The sequence below is a fragment of the Flavobacterium aestuarii genome (assembly GCF_040049115.1).
Lineage (GTDB): Bacteria > Bacteroidota > Bacteroidia > Flavobacteriales > Flavobacteriaceae > Flavobacterium > Flavobacterium aestuarii.
Genome location: NZ_JBDLZZ010000004.1, coordinates 1 through 22,020, shown reverse-complemented (window position 1 = coordinate 22,020; position 22,020 = coordinate 1). Strand labels below are relative to the sequence as shown.

At 34.4% G+C, this 22,020-nt stretch carries 9 protein-coding genes; 1 reads left to right on the top strand and 8 read right to left on the bottom strand.

Translation table 11 applies throughout. The features are described 5' to 3' along the window. Nucleotides 1–462: 462 nt before the first annotated feature. Nucleotides 463–4,515: a hybrid sensor histidine kinase/response regulator transcription factor gene (locus ABEG11_RS05105; RefSeq protein ID WP_348823126.1), complete on the top strand. Its 4,053-nt coding sequence runs from the start codon at nt 463–465 to the stop codon at nt 4,513–4,515. Between the two features lie 505 nt (nt 4,516–5,020). Here the strand turns inward: ABEG11_RS05105 and ABEG11_RS05100 are convergent. The 8 genes from ABEG11_RS05100 to ABEG11_RS05065 form a co-directional block, all read right to left on the bottom strand. Continuing rightward, on the bottom strand, nt 5,021–6,256 hold the full coding sequence (locus ABEG11_RS05100; protein ID WP_348823125.1) for a cellulase family glycosylhydrolase: 1,236 nt from the start codon (nt 6,254–6,256) through the stop codon (nt 5,021–5,023). Between the two features lie 7 nt (nt 6,257–6,263). After that, nucleotides 6,264–7,937, bottom strand: coding sequence for an endo-1,4-beta-xylanase (locus ABEG11_RS05095; RefSeq protein ID WP_348823124.1), 1,674 nt, complete (start codon nt 7,935–7,937; stop codon nt 6,264–6,266). A 132-nt stretch (nt 7,938–8,069) separates the two neighbouring features. Next, entirely contained in the window at nt 8,070–9,101 is a 1,032-nt protein-coding gene (locus ABEG11_RS05090) for a DUF5627 domain-containing protein (RefSeq protein ID WP_348823123.1), read from the bottom strand. Between the two features lie 48 nt (nt 9,102–9,149). Beyond that, on the bottom strand, nt 9,150–10,886 hold the full coding sequence (locus tag ABEG11_RS05085) for a RagB/SusD family nutrient uptake outer membrane protein (protein WP_348823122.1): 1,737 nt from the start codon (nt 10,884–10,886) through the stop codon (nt 9,150–9,152). 30 nt (nt 10,887–10,916) lie between these two features. Next, nucleotides 10,917–13,940 (bottom strand): SusC/RagA family TonB-linked outer membrane protein, encoded by a 3,024-nt coding sequence (locus ABEG11_RS05080; RefSeq protein WP_348823121.1) that lies wholly within the window; start codon nt 13,938–13,940, stop codon nt 10,917–10,919. Between the two features lie 44 nt (nt 13,941–13,984). Further along, entirely contained in the window at nt 13,985–15,886 is a 1,902-nt protein-coding gene (locus tag ABEG11_RS05075) for a RagB/SusD family nutrient uptake outer membrane protein (protein ID WP_348823120.1), read from the bottom strand. A 10-nt stretch (nt 15,887–15,896) separates the two neighbouring features. After that, nucleotides 15,897–19,100 (bottom strand): SusC/RagA family TonB-linked outer membrane protein, encoded by a 3,204-nt coding sequence (locus ABEG11_RS05070; protein ID WP_348823119.1) that lies wholly within the window; start codon nt 19,098–19,100, stop codon nt 15,897–15,899. Between the two features lie 1,247 nt (nt 19,101–20,347). Beyond that, nucleotides 20,348–21,928 (bottom strand): glycosyl hydrolase 115 family protein, encoded by a 1,581-nt coding sequence (locus ABEG11_RS05065; protein WP_348823118.1) that lies wholly within the window; start codon nt 21,926–21,928, stop codon nt 20,348–20,350. Nucleotides 21,929–22,020: the final 92 nt, after the last annotated feature.

Sequence of the window (22,020 nt, the reverse complement as noted above, 5' to 3'; positions counted from 1 at the left end):
TAATAAAAATTAAATTATAACACTATAATTCCGCATCAAATACAATAAAAAAGAACCAAATATTTAAGAAAAATTTGCTGATATAAAATATATCTCTTAAAATTGTAGTCAATTAGACTATATATAAGAACAATCAAAGTATTATTCTCATTAAAGTAATTTATCACGCTTATAGTACTGGAATATATAAAAGTCCATTACACTTTTCTTTAAGAGAAAAGTAAACTATTCCGAATAGGTTTAACTTTATTATCAAAGATGACAACCTATTGAAAGAATTCAAAATGGGATATTTTTTAATTCAATTCATTTTGGGAATTGCATAGGGTTGTTCTTTTTTTACAAACACTTTAGTACGCTTACAGATTTCTATATACATCATTTTATAATTTGTCTTCCGCAAATAGTTTTCAAGAGGACTTTCATTTTTTAGATCACAATTTTTCTTAAATGTTATATTTCATGAAAATCTTTAAAATAATAATAATCATATCACTGCTGATTTCTTCTCGGGTGCAATCCCAATCAGGAATATTATACACTTCAGATTCGCAATTATCAAGTAGTTTGATAAATTCTATGTACCAAGACAGTAAGGGATATATTTGGATTGCTACCGAAGATGGTTTAAATCGTTATGATGGAGCAAAGTTTGTTATCTACAAACGCAGTAAAAACAATGCCGGAACTGTTCATAATAACTACATAAAATCAATTTTTGAAGACAAAAACAAAAATTTATTTTTTGGTTTTATCGATGGCCTTCAAATCTATAATCATGCAACGGATTCTTTTACTGACGTTCCGATGACTGATAATGCCAATACAAAATTTAGTCCTCATGTGAGCTGTATGATACAACGAAAAAATGGTGACATTTTAGTAGGATCTTCAGGCTATGGTATTTTTAAAATTGATTCTAAAAAAAAGACCCTAGTTGCAAATCATATGAATATCCGGATTCCTACCACTATGATTCATGACCTTTATGAAGACAAAAAACAAAATTTATGGATTTTAACTCAGGACAGAGGACTTTGGAGGATTGACAGCCATAATAACTTAAAACAATTTTTTCTTTTAAAAGATCATTTGACCAACATTACCAGTATTTGTGAAGATAAAAAAGGAAACCTATTTTTAGGTACGCTTATCAACGGCCTTTTTATTTACAACAAATCTGAACAGAAATTTGAATCATTTACAAACTCAATATCGCTCCCTATTAAAAAATTATTTTTGGTTAAGAACAATCAAATACTGGTGGGGACTGACGGTATGGGATTGTATAATTATGATACTGAGAAAAAGAAACTTTCGGTCGTTAACTTTAATGTTGCCAATTTTGATTTTTCAATGTCGAAAGTTCATTCTATCCTTAAAGACCGGGCAGGAAATTTATGGATGGGACTATATCAAAAAGGAGTGCTGCAGATTCCTCCCAAAGAAAACAATTTTAACTATATAGGATACCAGTCCGTAAACAATAACATCATTGGCTCAAGCTGCGTTATGTCTGTATTCCGAGACAGAAAAGGAATTTTGTGGGTAGGAACTGATGGTGGTGGTCTCTATGGCATTACAGATAAAAACAAAAAACAGTACCACTACACCTTTGAAAAAAATGGCTTCAACAGACTGGCAATTATGTCCATTTTTGAAGATTCAAATGATGATTTATGGATAGGCACTTACCTGCATGGGTTGGCAAAACTTAATCGAAGTAATAACGAATTTCAGTTCATAAATACTATTTTAAGTAAAGAAAATAAACCCGTAGAAAACATTTACAGTATAGTCGAAGATCAGAATAAACAACTATGGATAGGTACTCTGGGCTCTGGCCTATATTGTATGGATCTTACTACCCATAAAGTAGTTAACTATAATTCAAACTCAAAAGACAGAACTAATATCTTAGGAAATTGGTGTGTGAACTGTGTTTTACCTGCCCAAAACAATAAGCTTTATATTGGGACTTATGACGGACTCTACTGCATGGATCTAAAAACCAAGACTTACATAAAAAAAGGTTCACAAAACCATACATTTCCTAAAAAAATAGTATACGACTTACATGAGGATAAACTCGGAAATTTATGGATTGGTTCATCAGAAGGACTTATTTACCAGCCAAAAAAAGGAGAACCCATTATTTATACTACTGATAATAATTTACCCAGCAATATAATTTCTGCGATACAGGAAGACAGAAGCGGAAATTTATGGATCAGTACAAACAGCGGGATATCGAGATTCAATCCGCGAAGCAAGAAATTTTTCAATTTCAATTTTAATGATGGAATTCAAGGAAATGAGTTCAGTAAAAATGCTTCTTTTCAAGACAATAAAGGACAGATTATTTTCGGAGGAATGAAAGGTGTAACCTATTTTGATCCTGAAATGATAAAATACAATGAGAAAAGCACTAATGTCTATATAACTGGCTTTTATATTCAGAACAAATCGGTAAAGAAGGGGATGAAATCTGACCAGTTTGAGATAGTAAACAGTGCACTTATCGATGCCAAAACAGTCGATTTGGGACATCAAGACAATTCTTTCAGCATTGAATTCTCTACTATGGATTTTAATAATCAAAAGCATATAACTTACTTTTACTCTTTAGAAAATAACAAATGGAATAAACTACAGCAAGGCATAAACAACGTCACATTTAACAATCTTGAACCTGGAACTTATAATTTTAAGGTAAAAGCAGAAGTCTATGGCAAGTATTCAAATATTCGCCAATTGACAATAACTGTTCATCCTGCATGGTATTTTTCAATATGGGCAAAATTGTTTTATTGGGCACTATTTTTTGGTGCAGCATATGTTACTAGACAGCAGATTAACCAAAGAAAATTGACTAAAATAAAATTACAGGAACATTTGCAAAACAAGAAGGTAAATGAAGCTAAACTTCAGTTTTTGACCAACATTTCACATGATATAAAATCGCCTATTTCATTAGTTATCAATCCTCTTCTAAAATTAATGAATACAGATCATGATGCCTCAAGGCAGAAATCGTATAGGGTAATGCATCGTAATTCTGAAAAAATCCTGCAGCTGGTCAATCAGGTAATGGATGTTCGTAAAATTGATCTGGGGCAAATTTCATTACATTTTGAAAAAACAGATATTATTGCTTCCATTGAAGAACTTTGTCTTTTGTTCGAAGATCAGATTCAAGCAAAAAATATCCAATTAGAATTACATTATCAAAAGCCAAATTTATACGCTGGTGTAGATCCGAAATATTTTGACCGTATAATACAAAATGTACTTTCCAATGCCATTAAGTTTGTTCATAATGAAGGAAAGGTTGATGTTTTCATAGATGAGCATGAGTCTAATTTTATCATTACAATTGCCGACAATGGAATAGGCATGGCTGAGAAGGAATTATCAAGAATATTTGACAGGTTTTATCAAGTTAAACAAAATAAAGCTCAATATACAGAAGGTACCGGTATCGGTTTACACATAACGAGATCCATCGTTGAACTCCATAACGGAAGTATCTCAGCCGAAAACAATACTGATGCCCCTGGATGTCGATTTATTATTAACCTACCTATTCAAAAAGAACTTATAAAAGAAGGAACAATGTCAGAAGTTCAAGAAACTGAAAATGATTCTTTCGAGTCCAATATAGAAACTATTACATTTGAAGAGCAAAATAAATTACACATTAATAATATCACCAGTAAGAGAAAAGTATTGGTTGTTGATGACAATGAGGAAATTAGAGAGTATATCTATAAAGAATTATCAACTCATTACAAGGTACTTACCAGCCCTAATGGAAAAGACGCTCTAGATATAGTTCTAAAAGAACCTCTGGATTTGATTATCAGTGATGTAAAAATGCCTAAAATGGATGGAGTCACATTTTGTAGAAAAGTGAAGAAAAATATTAACCTGAATCACATTCCCGTTATTTTATTAACTGCAAAATCGCATGAGCACGATCAATTAGAAGGTCTTAATATTGGTGCAGATGCATATATCACTAAACCATTCAATATGGAAATATTGAAAAAAACGGCACTTAATCTCATTCGAACAAGGGACTTATTAAAAAATAATTATAGTGGTAATCAAGGACAAGACGACAAAATAAAAAAAATAACAATGGAATCTGTCGATGAAAAACTTATTCAAAAAATAATGCATTTTATCAATAATAACCTAAATAATACTAGTCTGAATGTAGAAATGATTGCTGCTGAAATTGGTATCAGCCGTGTCCATTTACATAGAAAATTAAAAGAACTCACAAATCAATCATCACGAGATTTGATTCGTAACATAAGGTTAAAGCAAGCAGGTGAATTGTTAGCCTCAAAACAGACTAACATTTCTGAAGTGGCCTATCTTGTGGGCTTTTCCAATACATCAAAATTTTCAACGAGCTTTAAAGAGTTTTATGGAGTTTCTCCAAAAACATATATGGAAGAGCATCTCAAGAAAAATAATTGTGTTCAACAACAAGATGCCATTTAATCAAAATTATCGCCAATCTTAATTTTTATAAATTAAAGAAAAACTTAATTGTATTATATTGCAAAAGAGAATTACGAATCTAATCCTCTGAAAGCAATGTAGAATATACTATTTAGCATTTCTAAATATTTCTATTGCTTAAACCCAGATTCCACATTAGAAATCTGCTACATCTAAATTCTTCTTCAAAACCAAGAACTTACTCCTATTTTTAAAATCGAAAGACAAAAGTATTCCTTCTTTAAAAATAGTCTGTGAGCTTTTGTTTTTATTGAACAATTCAGTTTCGCGACGAAGTCTAATGCGGATTCTGGGGCAAAATACCGTATCCAAACATTCTGTAAAACGAAAACTGCCCGAAAAATACTTTTCGGACAGCCTTCTGTGTAAAAACTAATTTAAACTAACCAATTAATTGATTTATATATAAAAGCACAATTAATTCAATTTGATAATATCAACTCTGTATACCCAAATCAATACTTATTAGATAAATAAAATCGGGTTATTTGACAGAATTACAGATGACTGATTTTTTTGCGTATTCATAAAACCAATTATGAACAGGGTACGCACAAGCCTCGGGATCACTATTGTAAGCAATACCACCATTCAAAGCCCCTTTATCGATAAGATTTTCTGGAGACAATAAATTCCAACTTACATTTCCAGACTCATCGACCAAAACTTTAAAATTAGCACCAAACCCCCTTTGACCAGCTTTTCCGGTAACACCACCTTTACCCCATACTGGATATTGTTCAGGAGCCCAATCAATTTCTGTAACTGCGATGGGTGCGATATCGGCAACTGGCTTAATGTTTTCATTCCAATTTGCCCTAAAAACCATAGGATCATTATTATCTTTACCCCAGTATCCCGGATAGATATGAACCGAATAACCAATATTTGCCCCTTCAATTGGATTGACGGCATAACCTTTGTACTGAGACTGCCAACCTGAACCTGGGATCCAAAGAATATTATTGGCTCCATTAGTCCTAATCATATTAACAATTGGTTGGAAAAATAATTTTAATTGATCAAAATGAGCTTGAGTATTTGCACCAACTGAACCATCGGTCAACTTAATTTTTATTGGTTCATTAGCTAGTTCGAACATTACATTGTCAGCATTTTTCAACGATGGATGTTTCGACAAATAATCCCAAACTAATTTTAGATAATCATGATAAGCTCCACCGACCGCTATTTGATCTGGGCAAACGCCTGGTGGACGTAAAATAACATACATTCCTCTTGTCTTTGCATGTGCAATAAGTGGCAAAATGACTTTATCAATCGCTTCTTTAAATCTATCAAAATTAAATTGAGAAATATCATTCTCAGATATTCCAGAGACTCCTAAATTGTTAGTCCAATAAGGATCTATATGCAATCTTACATAATTAAGATACCAACCTTGTTTTGCATCAGATAATTTATCCATTATAGCATTATTATATTGCAAGCAACCTGCAACATCATAATTATTCCAGCGCCATTCACCTACAGCACCACCATTAAACCAAGGACTTGGTGTTATTGCTACTCCATGTAAATTAACTGTGTTGCCACATGGATCTTTCAAAAACTTACCTTCCACTTTTAGCTGTGGAGTTTTTTGAGGCCACGATACCGCAGCCTCAACTGGAGATGTTTCCTTTACAGGATTATCATCCGTTCCACAACTTAAAAATGCAAGCAAAATTATTCCTGTAAATAATAAATTGAATTTCATATTTCTATTATTTCACTCCCTTAAGTCCTTCAGCAAAGCTTGAATAAGAAGGCTTACGGTTATAATTAAGAGTCCACAAACCTTGATTCTGACCTGGCAGCCACGTAGAATCAGATTTACTGTCCGTTAATCCCCAAGCAGTGATTCCGTATCTCTGATTTGCAGGAATGTATTTCACATACATATCCACCACATATTTATACATTTCTGCTTGCTTTTTAAGATCAGCCTCTGTAGGCTTAAGTCCAGCAGCAACATCTAGTTCTGAAACTTTTATAAGTTTACCTGTTGCAGCCAGCAATTGGAACATTGTATTGATTTTATCTTTGTCAGCATTAATGCCAATATGCATTTGAGTCCCAATTCCATCAACTTTTTGTCCTTTACTTTCAATATAACTTGCATATTGGATAAGACCTTTACATTTATCCGTGCTATATTCAAGATTGTAGTCATTGATGAACAATTTATCCGTTGGATTACCACTTTTTCTGGCAAGCCTAAACGCCTCAACAGCATAATCTTTCCCTAGATAATCTTGCCAGTAGAATTCATCTCCAGCCATATTTAATTTGCCCACACCTGTTTTTAATTCATATGGTTTTCCATCATCCATTGGCTCATTAACAACATCCCATGCAGTAACATATGGAGCACAGTTTTTTACCATCCCTGTGATCCACTTATCCAATGCATCACCAATAATAGCTTTCTTTTGCTCCGGTGTTTTATCCTTTGTCTGAACACTTCCCGTTGCGCTGTACTTTTCTATCTTGAGATTGTCATAATAAAAACTAGTGGCCGTTTTTCCAAGATTAAAGGCGATTGTATTACAAGTTGCCATTTCGGTTGTAACAGTAATCTCTTTAATATAAGTCGTCCAGGTTGTAGTATAAGAAAGATTTCCAAAAAAATCCCAATGCTTATAACCTCCAGGATTTAATTGTGCCTGTGTAGGAGAAGATGCTGGAGCATCGGCACGAATATCCATCGTAAGTCTATATTTTTCGCCTACTTGTACCCCCGGAGAAAACTTTACGTAAAATTGTGCATCCCATTCATTAGTACGAACACTGGCATTTGTTAATTTAAGAGCTCTTCCTACTCCCTTAGCACCCTGTCCTGTAGCTGTAAACGATGCTGTTATATTAGAATTATACTGATAGTTGGATGCATCAGCAGTCTCAAAATCATTTGCAGTTATCACATCCCAACCTGGACCGGTTGAAGATAGGATATCTGGCGCAATTAGTTTTTTAAGATAAGTTGCATTTTGATTTGCATGCCAACAAAGTGTATGGCCAAAAACAGAAACATTAGCTTCTTTTGCTGTGGTTAGCAATTTATTGACATTATCAAGAGCAAGACTCCCATCTGCCTGTACTATTGCACCGTGTTTCATTTCATAGCCCAAAGTAATCTCATCAAAATTCTTGTTAACTAATCGATACATTAAACTTTTAGTTACATAATCATTTAAAGAAATTCCAGCACCTAATTTAAAATTAGGACTAGCAGTTCTATCTATGTAGCTTTTTAAATCCGAATAAGCATTAATTTCTTCCTGATTGGCAACGCTGGCAGGCTTGTCATAATCGTACTTTAAAGCATTATCATTTGTACAGGATGCAGCCATCATCAAAATTGAAGACAATAGCGATATTTTGTATAATTTATTCATCTTCTTTAATTTTTAAATTTTAATAAAATTTTCAATTATACCATTTATAAATGTAAAATAGTTTTTACCTCTCCCCAACCCTCTCCAAATGAGAGGGGGAGATAGGATTGTTTTTTTTTATTCTAAATGGTATTATTTTTTAACTGGACTATAAACAGCTGCAGTTACACCTCTATCACGTAATACAAGCGTGTCTTTTGTAGTTAAATTAAAATCTTGGAAATTCACTTTATAATCAAGGTAAATGGCATCCCTGTCTTTGCTTCCCCAACTATTTTTTTCTCCTTTTTTCACAAACTTACCTGTTCCGCTTGCTGTAAACGATGCACTGCTTCCCGATACTATACATTTATTTTCGTTATCAAATGTAAGTTTCAGATTGAAATTAATATTAACCCCATAGGCATCTTTGACAACAACTGGAAAATCAATTGTATTTAATGATACAGTATTTATTTTGGAAACCTGATCTCCTTCTACATAAGTACTGTGTCTGACTACTGTTTTATTAAGAGCCGTATTTCCATTATTTCCAACAATGACATCTTTTCCTCTTCTTAAATAATTTCCGTCCCAAGGATTTACATATTTTACAGCATATAAAACATAATCTTTGGGTGCAACACTCCAGTCTGTACTTAATAGTTTTAGAGGATTAGGCACTAGAGCTTTTCCAGAAAGAATAGTATCTGCATTCACTACTTTTTTCATTTCAAGAGGAATAACATAGGTATTTTTTACCGACAGAGGATCGGCAAAAAAAGCATCAGACAATTGCACCTCAACACCTCCTGTAATCTGACCTTTTGGAATTACAATCTGATTGCTTGAAAGCGTGTAATAATTGCTTGGCATAGCAACAATATCACTTCCGCCAGCATTAAATAAGAAACCGGCAGGCAATGAATTTGCAATAGCAATATCAATAGTTACATCTTTATCATTGCTATAAACACCGCCTAATGTCCCCATTATTTTACACTTGTGTTGATTGTCCAAAGTAGTGTCAAATATGTCTTCTCCCAATGTTATAGTTCTGACAGGGTATTGATATGCAAAATAAACCGACTGATGATCAAAATTATCAAACTCTGCATCTTGATTCGTACATGAAACCAAAGAGACCAATACAGCCGTTAGCAATAAAAATATTTTGTTTTTCATTTTCTTTATTATTAAATTTCATAATACATTAAGTTGAATCTTAATGTTCTACCATCCCTTATTTTGCAGTAAAGCATTAAACTTCAGCGTTTCTGAGTATGGAATTGGCCCAAATTTCATATAGTCTTTATAAAGTCTGCTTTCAACAGTAATTCTCTGATGAACACCTCCTTGAATCTTATCCCCATCTGCAGAGACATTTAAATTTGAATTCCATCTGCGTAAATCCCAAAATCTGAATCCTTCAAAACATAATTCCAAACGGCGCTCATTTCTAATTAGGTTACGCATTTCAGTTTTATCAGCTTTAATCGATTCCAGGTAAGGATCAGGCTGTATTATTCCAGCTCTTTTTCTTAAAGCCTTAATAACATCATAGGCAGAAAATCCTATTGTTCCTGTTGCTGTTGGTCCCCAAGCCTCATTTGCAGCTTCAGCATAAATAAGATACAATTCTGTATATCTCATACGTGGTTTATAATGTCTCTGATTATTAATTGAAGTTGGATTTAAATTCACATCCTGTCTCAATAATTTTCTCATATAGTAGCCCGTACGGGTTGATGTACCCACTTTATTTAATGCATCATTTGTAGTGCCATCACTAGCCGTAGTAATTACAGAATTGCTCACTCCTGCTGTTGATTGGTTTACTAAAATAAATTTTTTCAAACGAGGATCACGGTTATCATAAGGCTTTGTTGGATCATAATTACTGCCAGCTGCATTAATAGGATAACCATTTGCCATTGGGAAAGCATCAACTAAATTTTGAGTTGGATTGACACGCCCATTTCCAAAAAGAGTTGGAGGAAAATTATCCTTTTCTAAACTATTACTATCACCAATGTCTCCTCTCCAAAGAACTTCAGGAGGGTTTATTCCTGCACCTAAACCGCTTAACTCAGTAACATCACTATACCAATTCAATCCGTTAGGAGCTATCCCGGAAACTCCACCATTTAGCTTAAGCAATTCTCCCGCATATTTGGCAGCATCCTCCCAAGTTGTTGTATTTCCAGCGCTGAAAGCAGGACTAGCCGCTAATAAGGCCGCTTGTGCCCTTACCACTTGTGCAATTCTGGAAGACATTCTTTGTCTCGCATATTGACCAAAAACACGATTATAATCGCTTAAATTATCGTAACCTGGCGGCAATGTTGAAGCATCTTCAAAATCTAATGGCAGTAATTCAGTAGCTTTTTTTACATCACTGTACAATTGTTTCATACAATCTTCAAAAGAGGAACGCGCCACATTGAAATTTGAATTTGCAGTTTCTGGCTCCAATAACACTGGCACTCCTAATAACTGATCATTAGTCGCTGTACCTCCATGAGCTTGCAATAAATAATACATATATAAAGCTCTTAATCCATAAGCTTCTCCCATCAAACGATCTCTAAACAAAAGACTTACTTTTTCATCTTTTGCCCATTTCACTTTACCGGCTTCAGAAAGAAAAATATTCAAATACTGGATGGCTGATCTTGAATTTGACCATTGATCTAATGGATTAAAATTTGAAGTCCACTGACCTGTCGCTATCTTAAGGTAACTACTTGTTATATTATTTGTTACAGCATCATCTGTTGCCACATCATTAAATGACCAGCTATTTCCAGGCAGTCTTGTATAGGCATTAAGAAGAATTCCCTGTGCATATTCTGCTTCGGCATACATATCGTCAAGCCCTCTATTGTTTTCTATTGCCGGATCAATCAAATCATCACAGCCGCAAAAAACAAACAGAGCGGATATAAAAATTAATATTTTTATTTTCATAATAATTAAATTAAAGTGTGTGTTTTAAATTTAAAATAATGCTTTAACACCAAGATTATAATATCTGGTTTGTGGTGCACTTCCGACTGTTAATTCCATAACATCTCTGTTCTGAGATATAGTTAACAGATTAGATCCAAGTGCATAAACACTAAGTCCATTAAAAAAAGTTTTTTGAAGCATCTTTTTTGGAAAGTCATAGGTAAGCTGTACTTTAGAAAGATTTACCCTATCAGTACTATACATCCAAAAATCTGACGAACGGAAATTATTATCACTACTTAATGAAGTTAACCTTGGATAAGTCGCTGTTTCTTTAGTCTCTTCTGTCCAGCTGTCACGCACATTAATTGAATACTTGTCTTCACCATCCATCCAGAAATATGAGCTGTTTTTCATAGCATAACCACCTGTTTGTCCTGTGAAAATTGTAAAGAATGTAAAATTATTCCACTTAGCAGTAAAATTAACACCAAATGTAAACGGAGCTCCGTTCCACCCTGCTTTACCCAGATAGACTTCATCTTTATTGTCGATAATGCCATCGCCATTCTGATCTATATATTTAATATCTCCTGGCTTAACCTGCCCAAAAGTTTGAGAAGGTGAATTAGCAATATCTAGTGCATTCATAAAGAAACCATCACTTTTAAGTCCCCAAAGTGCATCTAAAGGTTTTCCTTGTCTGTTTTGATAACTGTCATCATACAATTCGGCTCTCTTTGTTGCTTCAGTATCTACATAAGTACCAGTAAATCCAAGTGCTAAATCAACACTTCCAACTTTTTTATTAAATCTTAAATCAAAATCAAAACCAATACGCTTATCATCATTATAATTAATATATGGCAGGAATGAAGTGTTAGGGAAATCCGTAACGAAATAATTTGGATACAAAGTTGAAGGCTGAATAATATTACCTGTCACTTCATTAACAAAAAAGTTAGTATTTAAAGTTATAAAGTTCTTAAAGAAAGCTCCTTCTAATCCAACATTCAGCTCATTTCTTTTTGAAAAACCTAAATCTAAATTTTCACCTCGTCTTGCATCTGTACTTCTGTTAAGAGCACCGTCTCTCCAGCTGAACCACTGTCCGTCTGTCTGGCTATATATACTTTCGTATAAAAAATAATTAGACACATCTAGATCTGTATTTAAAACACCTCCTGATACACTTAATTTTAAATTATTAACAGCTGTCACGTCTTTCAAAAAATCTTCTTCAGATAATTTCCATCCCAAAGTCATTGTAGGAGAAAATCCTTCACGGTTACCTTCTGCAAATTTTGCTGAATGCACAAAGGCACCATTAAATTCTGCATAGTATTTCTGATTGAAATTGTAAGATAAATTCAATCCTAAATTAGCATTGCTTGTTTTATGATAAACACCAGACAGACTTTGTTGAAATCCTGATCCAATAAGCATTGCTGATAAATTATGCTGATCATTTATTTTTTTCACATAATTAAACTGTCCGGAAAATGCAACCGTTTGAGAAAGGGAGCTCCCACTGATGTTCTCAATACCAGTTTTTGAATCTTTTCCATACTTCGTCAACGAAGTAATCTGGTCTATACCTGCATAGTTATTCCAAGATGCTTCATAAGTTGCATAACTGTTATTATAAGCTTGATTATACGAATTAGAATAATCAACTGCAAAATCAGTATGAAATGTCAGTCCATCGATAACATCGCCTAACTTAACATTAATACCAGTATTGAACTGGAACTGACGGCTTGTAAAAGTGTTGTGACCTCCGGCATATATAGATGCAAAAGGATTGGTAGGATTAAGCTGTGTACCGCCTAATAAATATTGCCCATCAACTATATAATTACTGTTTTTTACAAGAGCCATTGATGCAGCATCACTTGGTTCAATCATGCTGATCGGTACTAATGGACTATATAAATAAGGTCGCAGAGTAGCAGCGCTAGCCCAGTAATCTGCATTTACTCTTCTGGAATTACTATAAATAGCATTTGCCCCAATTGTTGCTGAAAAGCGGTCATTAATTTGAAGATCAACATTTCCTCTTACATTAAATCTATTATTGTTATTTTTTTCCGCCTCTCCAAAACTTTGTAAAGGATCTTGCTGTGACGAAAAATTAACAACTGTATAATATCGTGCCGATTTATTTCCTCCCGTTATCTCAACATTTGCATCATAATTAAAATAAAACTCTTTAACGTATTTTGGTGAATAATAATTAACATTAGCATATCTGTATGGATTTTTACCTGCTGCATAATTATAAATAGTTTCATCAGAATATGTTGGATCTAAACCATCATTAACACGGGCTTGATTATAATAATGCATATATTCTGCAGAACCTAAATATTTTGGAAGGCTCTTAGGAACAAATACTCCATTATCAAATCTTGTCGTAATTTGCTGTTTTTGTACTTTCCCTTTTTTCGTTGTAATATAAATTACCCCTTTTGCAGCACGGCTCCCATAAAGTGCAACCGCAGAAACTCCTTTTAGGAAAGTGATTTGTTCAACTTCAGTAGATATTACTGTACTGGCATCACGGGGAACACCATCAACTAAAACTAAATACCCACTCATTCCCCAAATATTGCCATTGTAACCTCCAACAAGTGCCTGAATACCATCCAAACTATAAGTTGTATAGTTTTTTTCTAATATTTCAGGTAGATTTACAAAAGAGACCCCTCCTATTAAATCCCTGCTTTCTTCTTTCTTGAAAGCAACCTGAACTAAATTTGAATTTTCTTTGTTTAAATTGATGTCATCTATACCTGTTGTTGCTTTTATTACAAGGGTAGTATAACCTGCAGCACTAAACTCTAAATCTGTATTTGCTGTTACATTTATTGAGTAGCTCCCGGTCTTGTCAGTAACTATTGAAATATTATCTTTTTTACTGACAATAGCTGCATTCTCAAGTGGTTTCCCTTCTGCTTCCATAACAATTCCGGACAAAAATATTTTCTGATCAATTTGAGCGAAAATGTCGGCAGATGAGAAAGCAAATAGCACAAAACATAACACTATTTTAAGTTGTATATATCTCATTATTCTATAATTTTATTTTTAAATTTTTAAAAAAATCATTTTTATTACCACCCAGGATTTTGTGAAAATTCCAAATACATATTTACATCTGCATTTTTTAACGGAAGCCAATAATGCTTTTCGCTAAAATTTCTCTCCAAAATCACTTCCTCACGAATATTAATGACTCTATTTTCACTTGGTTTTGTTGCATCAAATGTAGAAGCACGATCAAATTCTATAGATTTTTTAATAGTATATGGTTTTTGAATAAACAGTAACCAACGGCGTAAATCATTAAAACGGTGTCCTTCAAAACTCAACTCCACTGCACGTTCACGTCTAACTTCACTCATAAAAGAATCTAATGAACCTAAGTACTCTGCCGCTACGTGTCCAACCCCTGCCCTGTCACGAATTACATTTATAGCATCTATGGCAGTTCCTGTATATTTTGGATCTTTTCCTGTAGCTGAGCCGTAACCCTGAGCGGCAGCTTCTGCATACATAATATAGATATCAGACAAACGCATCCAAGGAAGGTGAATGTTTAGGTTGTTTCCATAGTCAAATCCACCATCAAACTTATTGGCACTTCTTGGAATAAACTTATAAAGTAAATAACCCGTTCTGCTTCCTGTACTTATGTTTCGGTAGCTACCCTTAGTGTATAGATTTGCATAACGATTGCTTTCTTCAGCAGCCGGAATAGTACCCGAAACGCATTTTACACCATCATATACAATATCATTGTAAAAACGAGGATCACGGCCTTTCCAAGGATATCTTGGATCATATCCTGAATCTGGATCTGCCTGAGTTATGTCTTTAATTGGTTTTCCATTTGCCATACCGTAATTATCTACATAATTAGCTGTAGGAAGAAATTTCACATCCCCGTCACATATTTGAGGTGCTGGCTGATACTGTTTAGAAGTACCCCAGTTGGAACCGTTTGCTCCCCAGTAAGGTCCTCTAAAAATAGCTTCAGTACCTCCTGGCATTTTCCAGTTACTTCCGGTTGTATAAAAATTATCACTATATTTTGTAAACGGCATTAATTTATATTGGGACGTGCCACTTTCAGTAATAGTCAGTAATTCTGCAAAAGCTGCAGCGGCTTTTTTACAATACTCCGCATTATAAGTAGCATTTCCTGTAGATACTTTATTCATCAATGGACTTCCTGCCCATAGATAATTTTTACCTAAATATCCAAGAGCCATTATTTTATTGATACGAAGCTCATTCTTTCCTAATGTTCTTTTTCCTGTAGTTGTATTGTCCCAATTAACAGGAAGCAAATCTGCAGCGGCTCTGAAATCGGCAGCAGCTTTGTCGGCACATGCTTGGTAGCTCAATCTTGGCAGTTTAAGAGGCTTATCACTAGGAAGTACTTCGTCAATATAGGGAAGACCACCAAAATACTGCATAAACTCGAAATGAAACCATCCTCTAAAAAACAGTAACTGTCCTTTGATTAAATCCTTTTCTTCTTGGGTATATTCAGTCATTTTATCAATATTTGCAAGACCAATATTTGCCTTACGAATACCTGCCCAGCCTAATGTCCACAAATCTTTTGTCATACGCTCATTCCCTTGAGGGTCTTTTGTTGACACATTTCTACGGTTCATCCATCCTGCCTGCCAGCCATCATATTCAGATTGCCAGCCCCAAAAATCTCCTTTATCAATCTTACATATAAAGTGAAAATCACGGGCTGTAGACTGAATTTCATCTTCTCCCCAATTCCATGAATTTGTCCAATAACCATTTGTGAAATCTGGAATACATTGGTACAATTCCTCAGTGAATCCTTGAAAATTTTCAAAATTTTTGAAAGCCTCTTCGGGTGCTATATCTGACTCCGGAGATTTTTCTAGATAATCATTACAGGATCCTGAAAGTAAAAGTAAGCCTACAATTAAGCTGTACTGCGCTATTATTTTAATATAATTCTTCATAGTTGTAATTTTAGAATATAATGTTAGCCCCCAAATTGAACCTTTTTACAGTTGGATAAGCACCTTGTGATGCCCAACCCGTTCCAGCATAATTTGCTTCTCTATCATCGGGCATATTAGACCATAAAAACAAATTATTTCCATTTAAATAAAATCGAATGCTCTGGAGTCCTGACGATTTTATCCAATTCGCTTTTTTATCGAAAGTATAAGCGATCTCAGCATTTTTCAGACGAAGGTAGGACCCGTCATACATGTATCTGCTCCCGTTGTTATATTCGCTGGCTGTTGCAAGCCATCTTGGAACTGGCTGATCTGCATTCGTATCATCTTTTGACCAGTAGGATCCTTGATCATACACAACATGGTTCTGACCGGATAAACTGGTAAGCACCACTTGTCTGGTTACATTATTTACACCATAAAACTGCACAAACGCACTGAAACCTTTCCAATTAAGACCAACAGTATTATTATAAGTATTTTGTGGAGTACCGGTATAGCCAAAAGGGATATTATCCTTAGAATCAATAACCCCGTCACCGTTATAATCTAAGATGTTGTAATTACCCGGAAGTTTTGCTGCATCATTTGTACTATGAATGGTACTGGCGTATAACTCATCCCAGGTATTGTAGTACCCCTGACTTACATACGAATGAGCCTGGCCAATAGAAAATCCCTCGCTTTTTTGATAATCTGGCAGTAATTCAGGGTTATCAGCACTTATAATTTTATTTTTTGCATGGGTAAAATTAGTTGTCCACCATAAATTCAAGCCATTCCCAAAAGTATGACTGAACCTTAATTCCAATTCATATCCTTTATTTTTAACTTCACCTAAATTGGCAACAGGTGCTACCGCACCATAATAAGACGGTATTGCTCTGCTGGAACCATTTAATAAAATATCGGTACGGTCTTCTTGATAATAATCAAAAGTACCTGTAACAAATCCTTTAAAGAAAGAAAAATCAGCACCTATGTCACTTTTCTTTGCTTTCTCCCAGTGTACATCTTCATTACCAACAGTTGCTTGTTTATACCAAGTATAAGGACTTGCCTCTGCAGCCTCACCAGTTGTTCCTAAAACCGAATTACCACCGTATGCCCATTGGGATTGATAAAGAAATCTGCCATTAATATTATCATCACCAATCTCTCCATACGTAGCTCTAATCTTTAATAAATCAAGGAATGATTCCGTACTCTTCATAAAATTTTCTTTGGAAACAATCCAGCTTAAACCACCAGAAGAGAAAAATGCAAAACGATTCTCCTTGCTAAACTTTTCAGATCCATTGTAAGCACCATTATATTCTATAAAATATTTATCGGCATAATTATATGTCGTACGGAATACCCAGTCTTCTCTATAATGAGGAATCTCGCTTCCCATAGCCTGCTGATCCCTACTAAAAAGCCCCAGTGCTGTTATATGATGATTATCGGCAATTTTTGTTTGATAATTTAACTGTAACTGATAAAAAAGTTTACGGTAAGTATTCCAATCTCGCACAGATCCTCCGGTAGTACTCCATTTTACACCTTCCTGAAAATCAAACCTGTTATTAGAATCATAAGTTTTGCTGAAAAGGGCCACACCGGTAGCTGGATCAATATACTTTTGTTGTACATCATTATATAAATCAGTTATACCTCTGTCCCCTTCTACAAATGAATTATCTAAGGCAACCATTCCTTTAAAGCTTAGCCCTTTTACCCATTTATCAAAACTTTGTTCAAGCGTAAAATCTGTGTTAAGTCTTGTTGTAGTCACATATTGAATACCGCTTATTGCAAGATTCCTTACCGAATTTGATGCTTTCCCTTGATTTGGCGCATAATACCCCCAGGAACCATCCTCATAATAAGGCAGGAAAACATCTGGAGCAGTTGAATATGCTGCATCCCACATAGTATATTCACCTCCGGAAGCTCCCCAAGGACTTTTCTTGATACCACGAGAACCGGCCAAACCTACTTTAAACACTGTACTAGGGGTAACTTGGTAATCTAAATTACTCCTAACATTCAGACGATTATAACCATATCCTGGGTCATATCCTCTGTTATTATTATATTTTTTAAACATATCCCCTTCACTTAAAAAATCAGCGGTTGCAAAATATTTTACCGCTTTAGTTCCTCCACTTACGTTTAAACTCGCATTATAAGACATCGCATAGTCATTAAATAAAGCATTCTGCCAGTCTACATTAGGATAGCGCTCAGATTCTTCTACATTTGCTGGATATCTGTACTTATTAATAATAGCCTGTGGAACATAATCTGCCCAGCTCGATGGACTTAATGCCAGCTCGTTTTCGATGACACTGTTTTTAACCATTAATCCGTCATAGGAATCTAGCTTAGCAGGCAATTTAGAAAGTGTTTTCACAGTAGTATTGAAAGTAGTCCTTATCAATGCCTTACCAGATTGACCTCGTTTAGTTGTAATAAGTATTACTCCATTTGCTCCTCTAACTCCATAAACCGCGGTAGCCGATGCATCTTTTAATACCGAAACAGATTCTACCGAACTAATCTCAACACTATTGATTGGTCTCTCTACGCCGTCAACTAGAATAAGAGGTTGTGCATTATTCCATGTACTTGCACCACGTATAAAAAGCTGGGGATCTTCCTCTCCCGGCATTCCAGAACTGGCCGAGGTAATTAAACCAGGTACATTCCCAGTCAATGCAGCTCCAATGCTTTGAACCCCACCAGCTCGCTCAAGCACTTTGCCAGAAACCTGAGTAATTGCAGCTACTAAACTTGCTTTTTTCTGTTTTCCGTACCCAACGACGATAACCTCATCTAAGGCTGTTTTTTCAGGAGTTAATACTACGTTTATTTCAGTGTTGCTGCCTACTTGTCTTTCAACAGTTTTAAACCCAACGAAGCTGAATACCAAAACAGCATCTGAGGGCACATTAATTTTATACCTTCCATCAAAATCAGTGGTAACACTTAACTTGCTATTCCCTTTTACTGTAATTGTAGTTCCTGGCACACCGTGGCCGTCTTCTGAGGATGTTACCTTCCCTGTAACTGTAATTTGCTGTTCGCTGTTATTGTTTACAACGTATCGTACACCAGAGAAATCATTCGCTGCCGCAGATTGTTGCGTGATAAACAAAAACTGCAACAAAACTCCTAAAGGCAGGTACTTAGCTCCGTTTAGAATTTTAGATATTTTTATTTTCATCTTACTTAAATATTTTGAACTTGATCTATACTTTATTCGGTTATCAAAAATTTGACAAACAGATACAGATTTGATTAAACTAATTTTATATTCTTCCCAGCCGAAAATTGATAATGAATTCATTTTCTAGTCCGACTGATCATTACAATGTCATATTCAAACTTGCAGCTGTTTAAGTAAAATCATTTGAATTTCTGGATGAAAAATTGTCTTGAAAAAATTGCGTACATCAAGACTCCAGTTGGTAAGTAAAAGATCATTGAATCGATTATGCTTCATAGTGCTTTTATAGTCCGCATATGATTTGAGAATTAAAGGCCGTTTAAAAGAATCAGCCCTTAAAACGGTTTTCCGAAAAAATAAAATTTTGGTCATAATGGTTTTTAAATTCTTGGTTAATTGTTTGGTGTTTTTTTTAAATTATAATTTGTTCACTGTAGCATTCGTTTTAAAGTTTAAGTATTTGATTCTATTTCTTCATTTTAAAAAAATATTGTTCTGATAAATCAGTCTTTAGAAACAACAGGAATATCGCTCAATATATTTACACTCACGATTTAACAATATAATTGTGGGATAAGAAAATAAATCCTGAATTACTATCATATCGATAAAAAAATTACAGGATTCAAAAGTATTTTTTAAAAACAGATATCAACTATCTTTACGTTACAGATGCTTTACACTACGTTACATAAAGGATAAAAATGTGTTACATAGCAAAAAAGAATGTCATTTCCCCGGATTTTACAAGAGAAAACGGGTGCTGTTAAGAATGAAAGAGGTAAGATTGGATATACATTTTTTATAGATATCTGATTTTTTTAAGTAAAAAGCATATCTAAAAAGCAGTTCGATTTATCCCAAAACCAACATTAGGATTTTATAGTTTTTTTTTATGAAGATTTGCTTCGCCTGTTCGGTGTCGATCGGGCAATATCATTCAGTTAAGGATGTAGCTATTCTCACAAGGACGCAAAGATAAAATTGGATTTCTTTGCGTCTTCGCTACTTATGAGAATTTTATTTAGATAAAATCTAGTAAAAAGTCTTAATCCTAATAACATTGATTGCTCAAGTCGCAGATTACTGCAGTTTCTTTTAATAGCCAAAATAAAATTTGTGCTAATTAGTGTGATTTATGTCTAATGTGCAACCTGAGGTTAACAAAGGGTGGAGTAAATAATGCCTTAATTTTGCTACATAATTTACATTAGGTATTCCATCAAATAAATAATAATATTTCATTAAAAGTTCTTCAGGAAAATCCTATTACTTTCTGGAGCCCCCAAATAAGAAGGTTTTAATCCGCCGCAGTCTATAAGTATTTTTTCCAATACAATTCCCGGATCTAATGTTCGGATGCGCAGTGTATGTTTTCCAGATTTTAAAATGCTGTGTTTGGTTGCAGATTTAATAATATGTTCTGCCTGCCATTTTCCTAATTCTCCTCTATATTTCCCATTAAAATTTACTATCTGCGGGATACCACCGTCAAAAGAAATTTCATAACGAAGCCCTTTATTACTATTAAAATTGAGGGTCGGTGCTAGAAGAAGTTCTATATTAAACTCACCAGTTGAAGTAAAGTCAATTTCATACTCCACAAAAACATTTTCCTTTGGATCGGGATAAAGATTCTGAGGAAAAGTGGTAATACCGCCTTTTGTTTTTCCAAAATTAGGAATAACTCCCCAGCGGATTCTTTTTACATCACTAACTGCCGAAAAATGTTCGGCTTCAATGGACACATAGCCGTCTTTTTCGACGAAAACTTTTGGCTCAATTTTCTCGGATTCAGCAACATATTTGGTTTCAGGTAGTATATTTTTAGGCAAATCATGCCAATTCTTGTAGCCAATACGCATCTGATCCATCATATGAACCCACTTCCCGCCAGATATCTCATTATTATATTTATATTGAAGAACGGAATCTCGTTCGAATTTACTTTTTACTAAATCTGCATAATAGTTTGCTTCAATATCTTTTTGCTGAGAAAGTATTTTATTTTTAGCTTGTGCAAAATACATTTCGTACAAATTACTGCAGGCATCTATTGGATATAGTACTAATTGAAAATAAGCGTCTTTATATTCCTTTGGCATTTCATTATAAACCCTATATGCATCCAATGCAAGGTTTTTATAATCATTCACCACCGTTTGAAATTCATTATAATTTTCCAGACTGTACGTTTGACTATCAAGCATTTCAGGGGTCACACGACGATTAAACTTTGGATATGTATTTAGAAATCCGGCAATGTCTTTGGAATATTTTTTCCCAAACTGCTCTGCAGCCCACCGCTCAGTAAAATCAAATAAATTTTGAGAATTAAATTTCTTAGGATTCCATGCCATATCTAAAAAAAAGTTGATTGGAAACTCCATTGGTTTTAAGTCCCCAACATTGACAACCCAAACTTTATCCACGCCGTGTTCGTAGCTCAGATTCATTTGTTCCCAGACTCTTTGTATCGGACTTATGTTAATCCATTTTGAATTTCGTGGCCCTCCCACATAATCAAAATGATAATACATTCCGTATCCTCCTTTATGTAATGGTTTAGTTAGATCGGGAAGTTTGCGCACATTGCCCCAATTATCATCGCAAAAAAGTAAAATTACATCATCAGGCACACGCATACCTTCATCATAATAATCCTGAACTTCTTTATATAATGCCCATACCTGTGGAGTAGCATTAGGTGCTTTTCCGGTTACTTGAGAAATAATTTGACGTTGCTCTTTTACTATGTTTTCCAATAAACTAATGTTAGTACCTTTACCCATAGCCTCATCTCCATCACCACGCATACTGGACATGCTAACTTAGCGAGTACAAAAAGTTAAGAATAAATCTTACTTTTAACTTATGAAACAAGTGCGCAAAATTTATGACAAAGCTTTCAAGGAGA

Coding starts and splice junctions, on each gene's coding strand:
- ABEG11_RS05105 (WP_348823126.1), top strand. CDS start 463: ATGAAAATCTTTAAAATAATAATAATCATATCACTGCTGATTTCTTCT.
- ABEG11_RS05100 (WP_348823125.1), bottom strand. CDS start 6,256: ATGAAATTCAATTTATTATTTACAGGAATAATTTTGCTTGCATTTTTA.
- ABEG11_RS05095 (WP_348823124.1), bottom strand. CDS start 7,937: ATGAATAAATTATACAAAATATCGCTATTGTCTTCAATTTTGATGATG.
- ABEG11_RS05090 (WP_348823123.1), bottom strand. CDS start 9,101: ATGAAAAACAAAATATTTTTATTGCTAACGGCTGTATTGGTCTCTTTG.
- ABEG11_RS05085 (WP_348823122.1), bottom strand. CDS start 10,886: ATGAAAATAAAAATATTAATTTTTATATCCGCTCTGTTTGTTTTTTGC.
- ABEG11_RS05080 (WP_348823121.1), bottom strand. CDS start 13,940: ATGAGATATATACAACTTAAAATAGTGTTATGTTTTGTGCTATTTGCT.
- ABEG11_RS05075 (WP_348823120.1), bottom strand. CDS start 15,886: ATGAAGAATTATATTAAAATAATAGCGCAGTACAGCTTAATTGTAGGC.
- ABEG11_RS05070 (WP_348823119.1), bottom strand. CDS start 19,100: ATGAAAATAAAAATATCTAAAATTCTAAACGGAGCTAAGTACCTGCCT.
- ABEG11_RS05065 (WP_348823118.1), bottom strand. CDS start 21,928: ATGTCCAGTATGCGTGGTGATGGAGATGAGGCTATGGGTAAAGGTACT.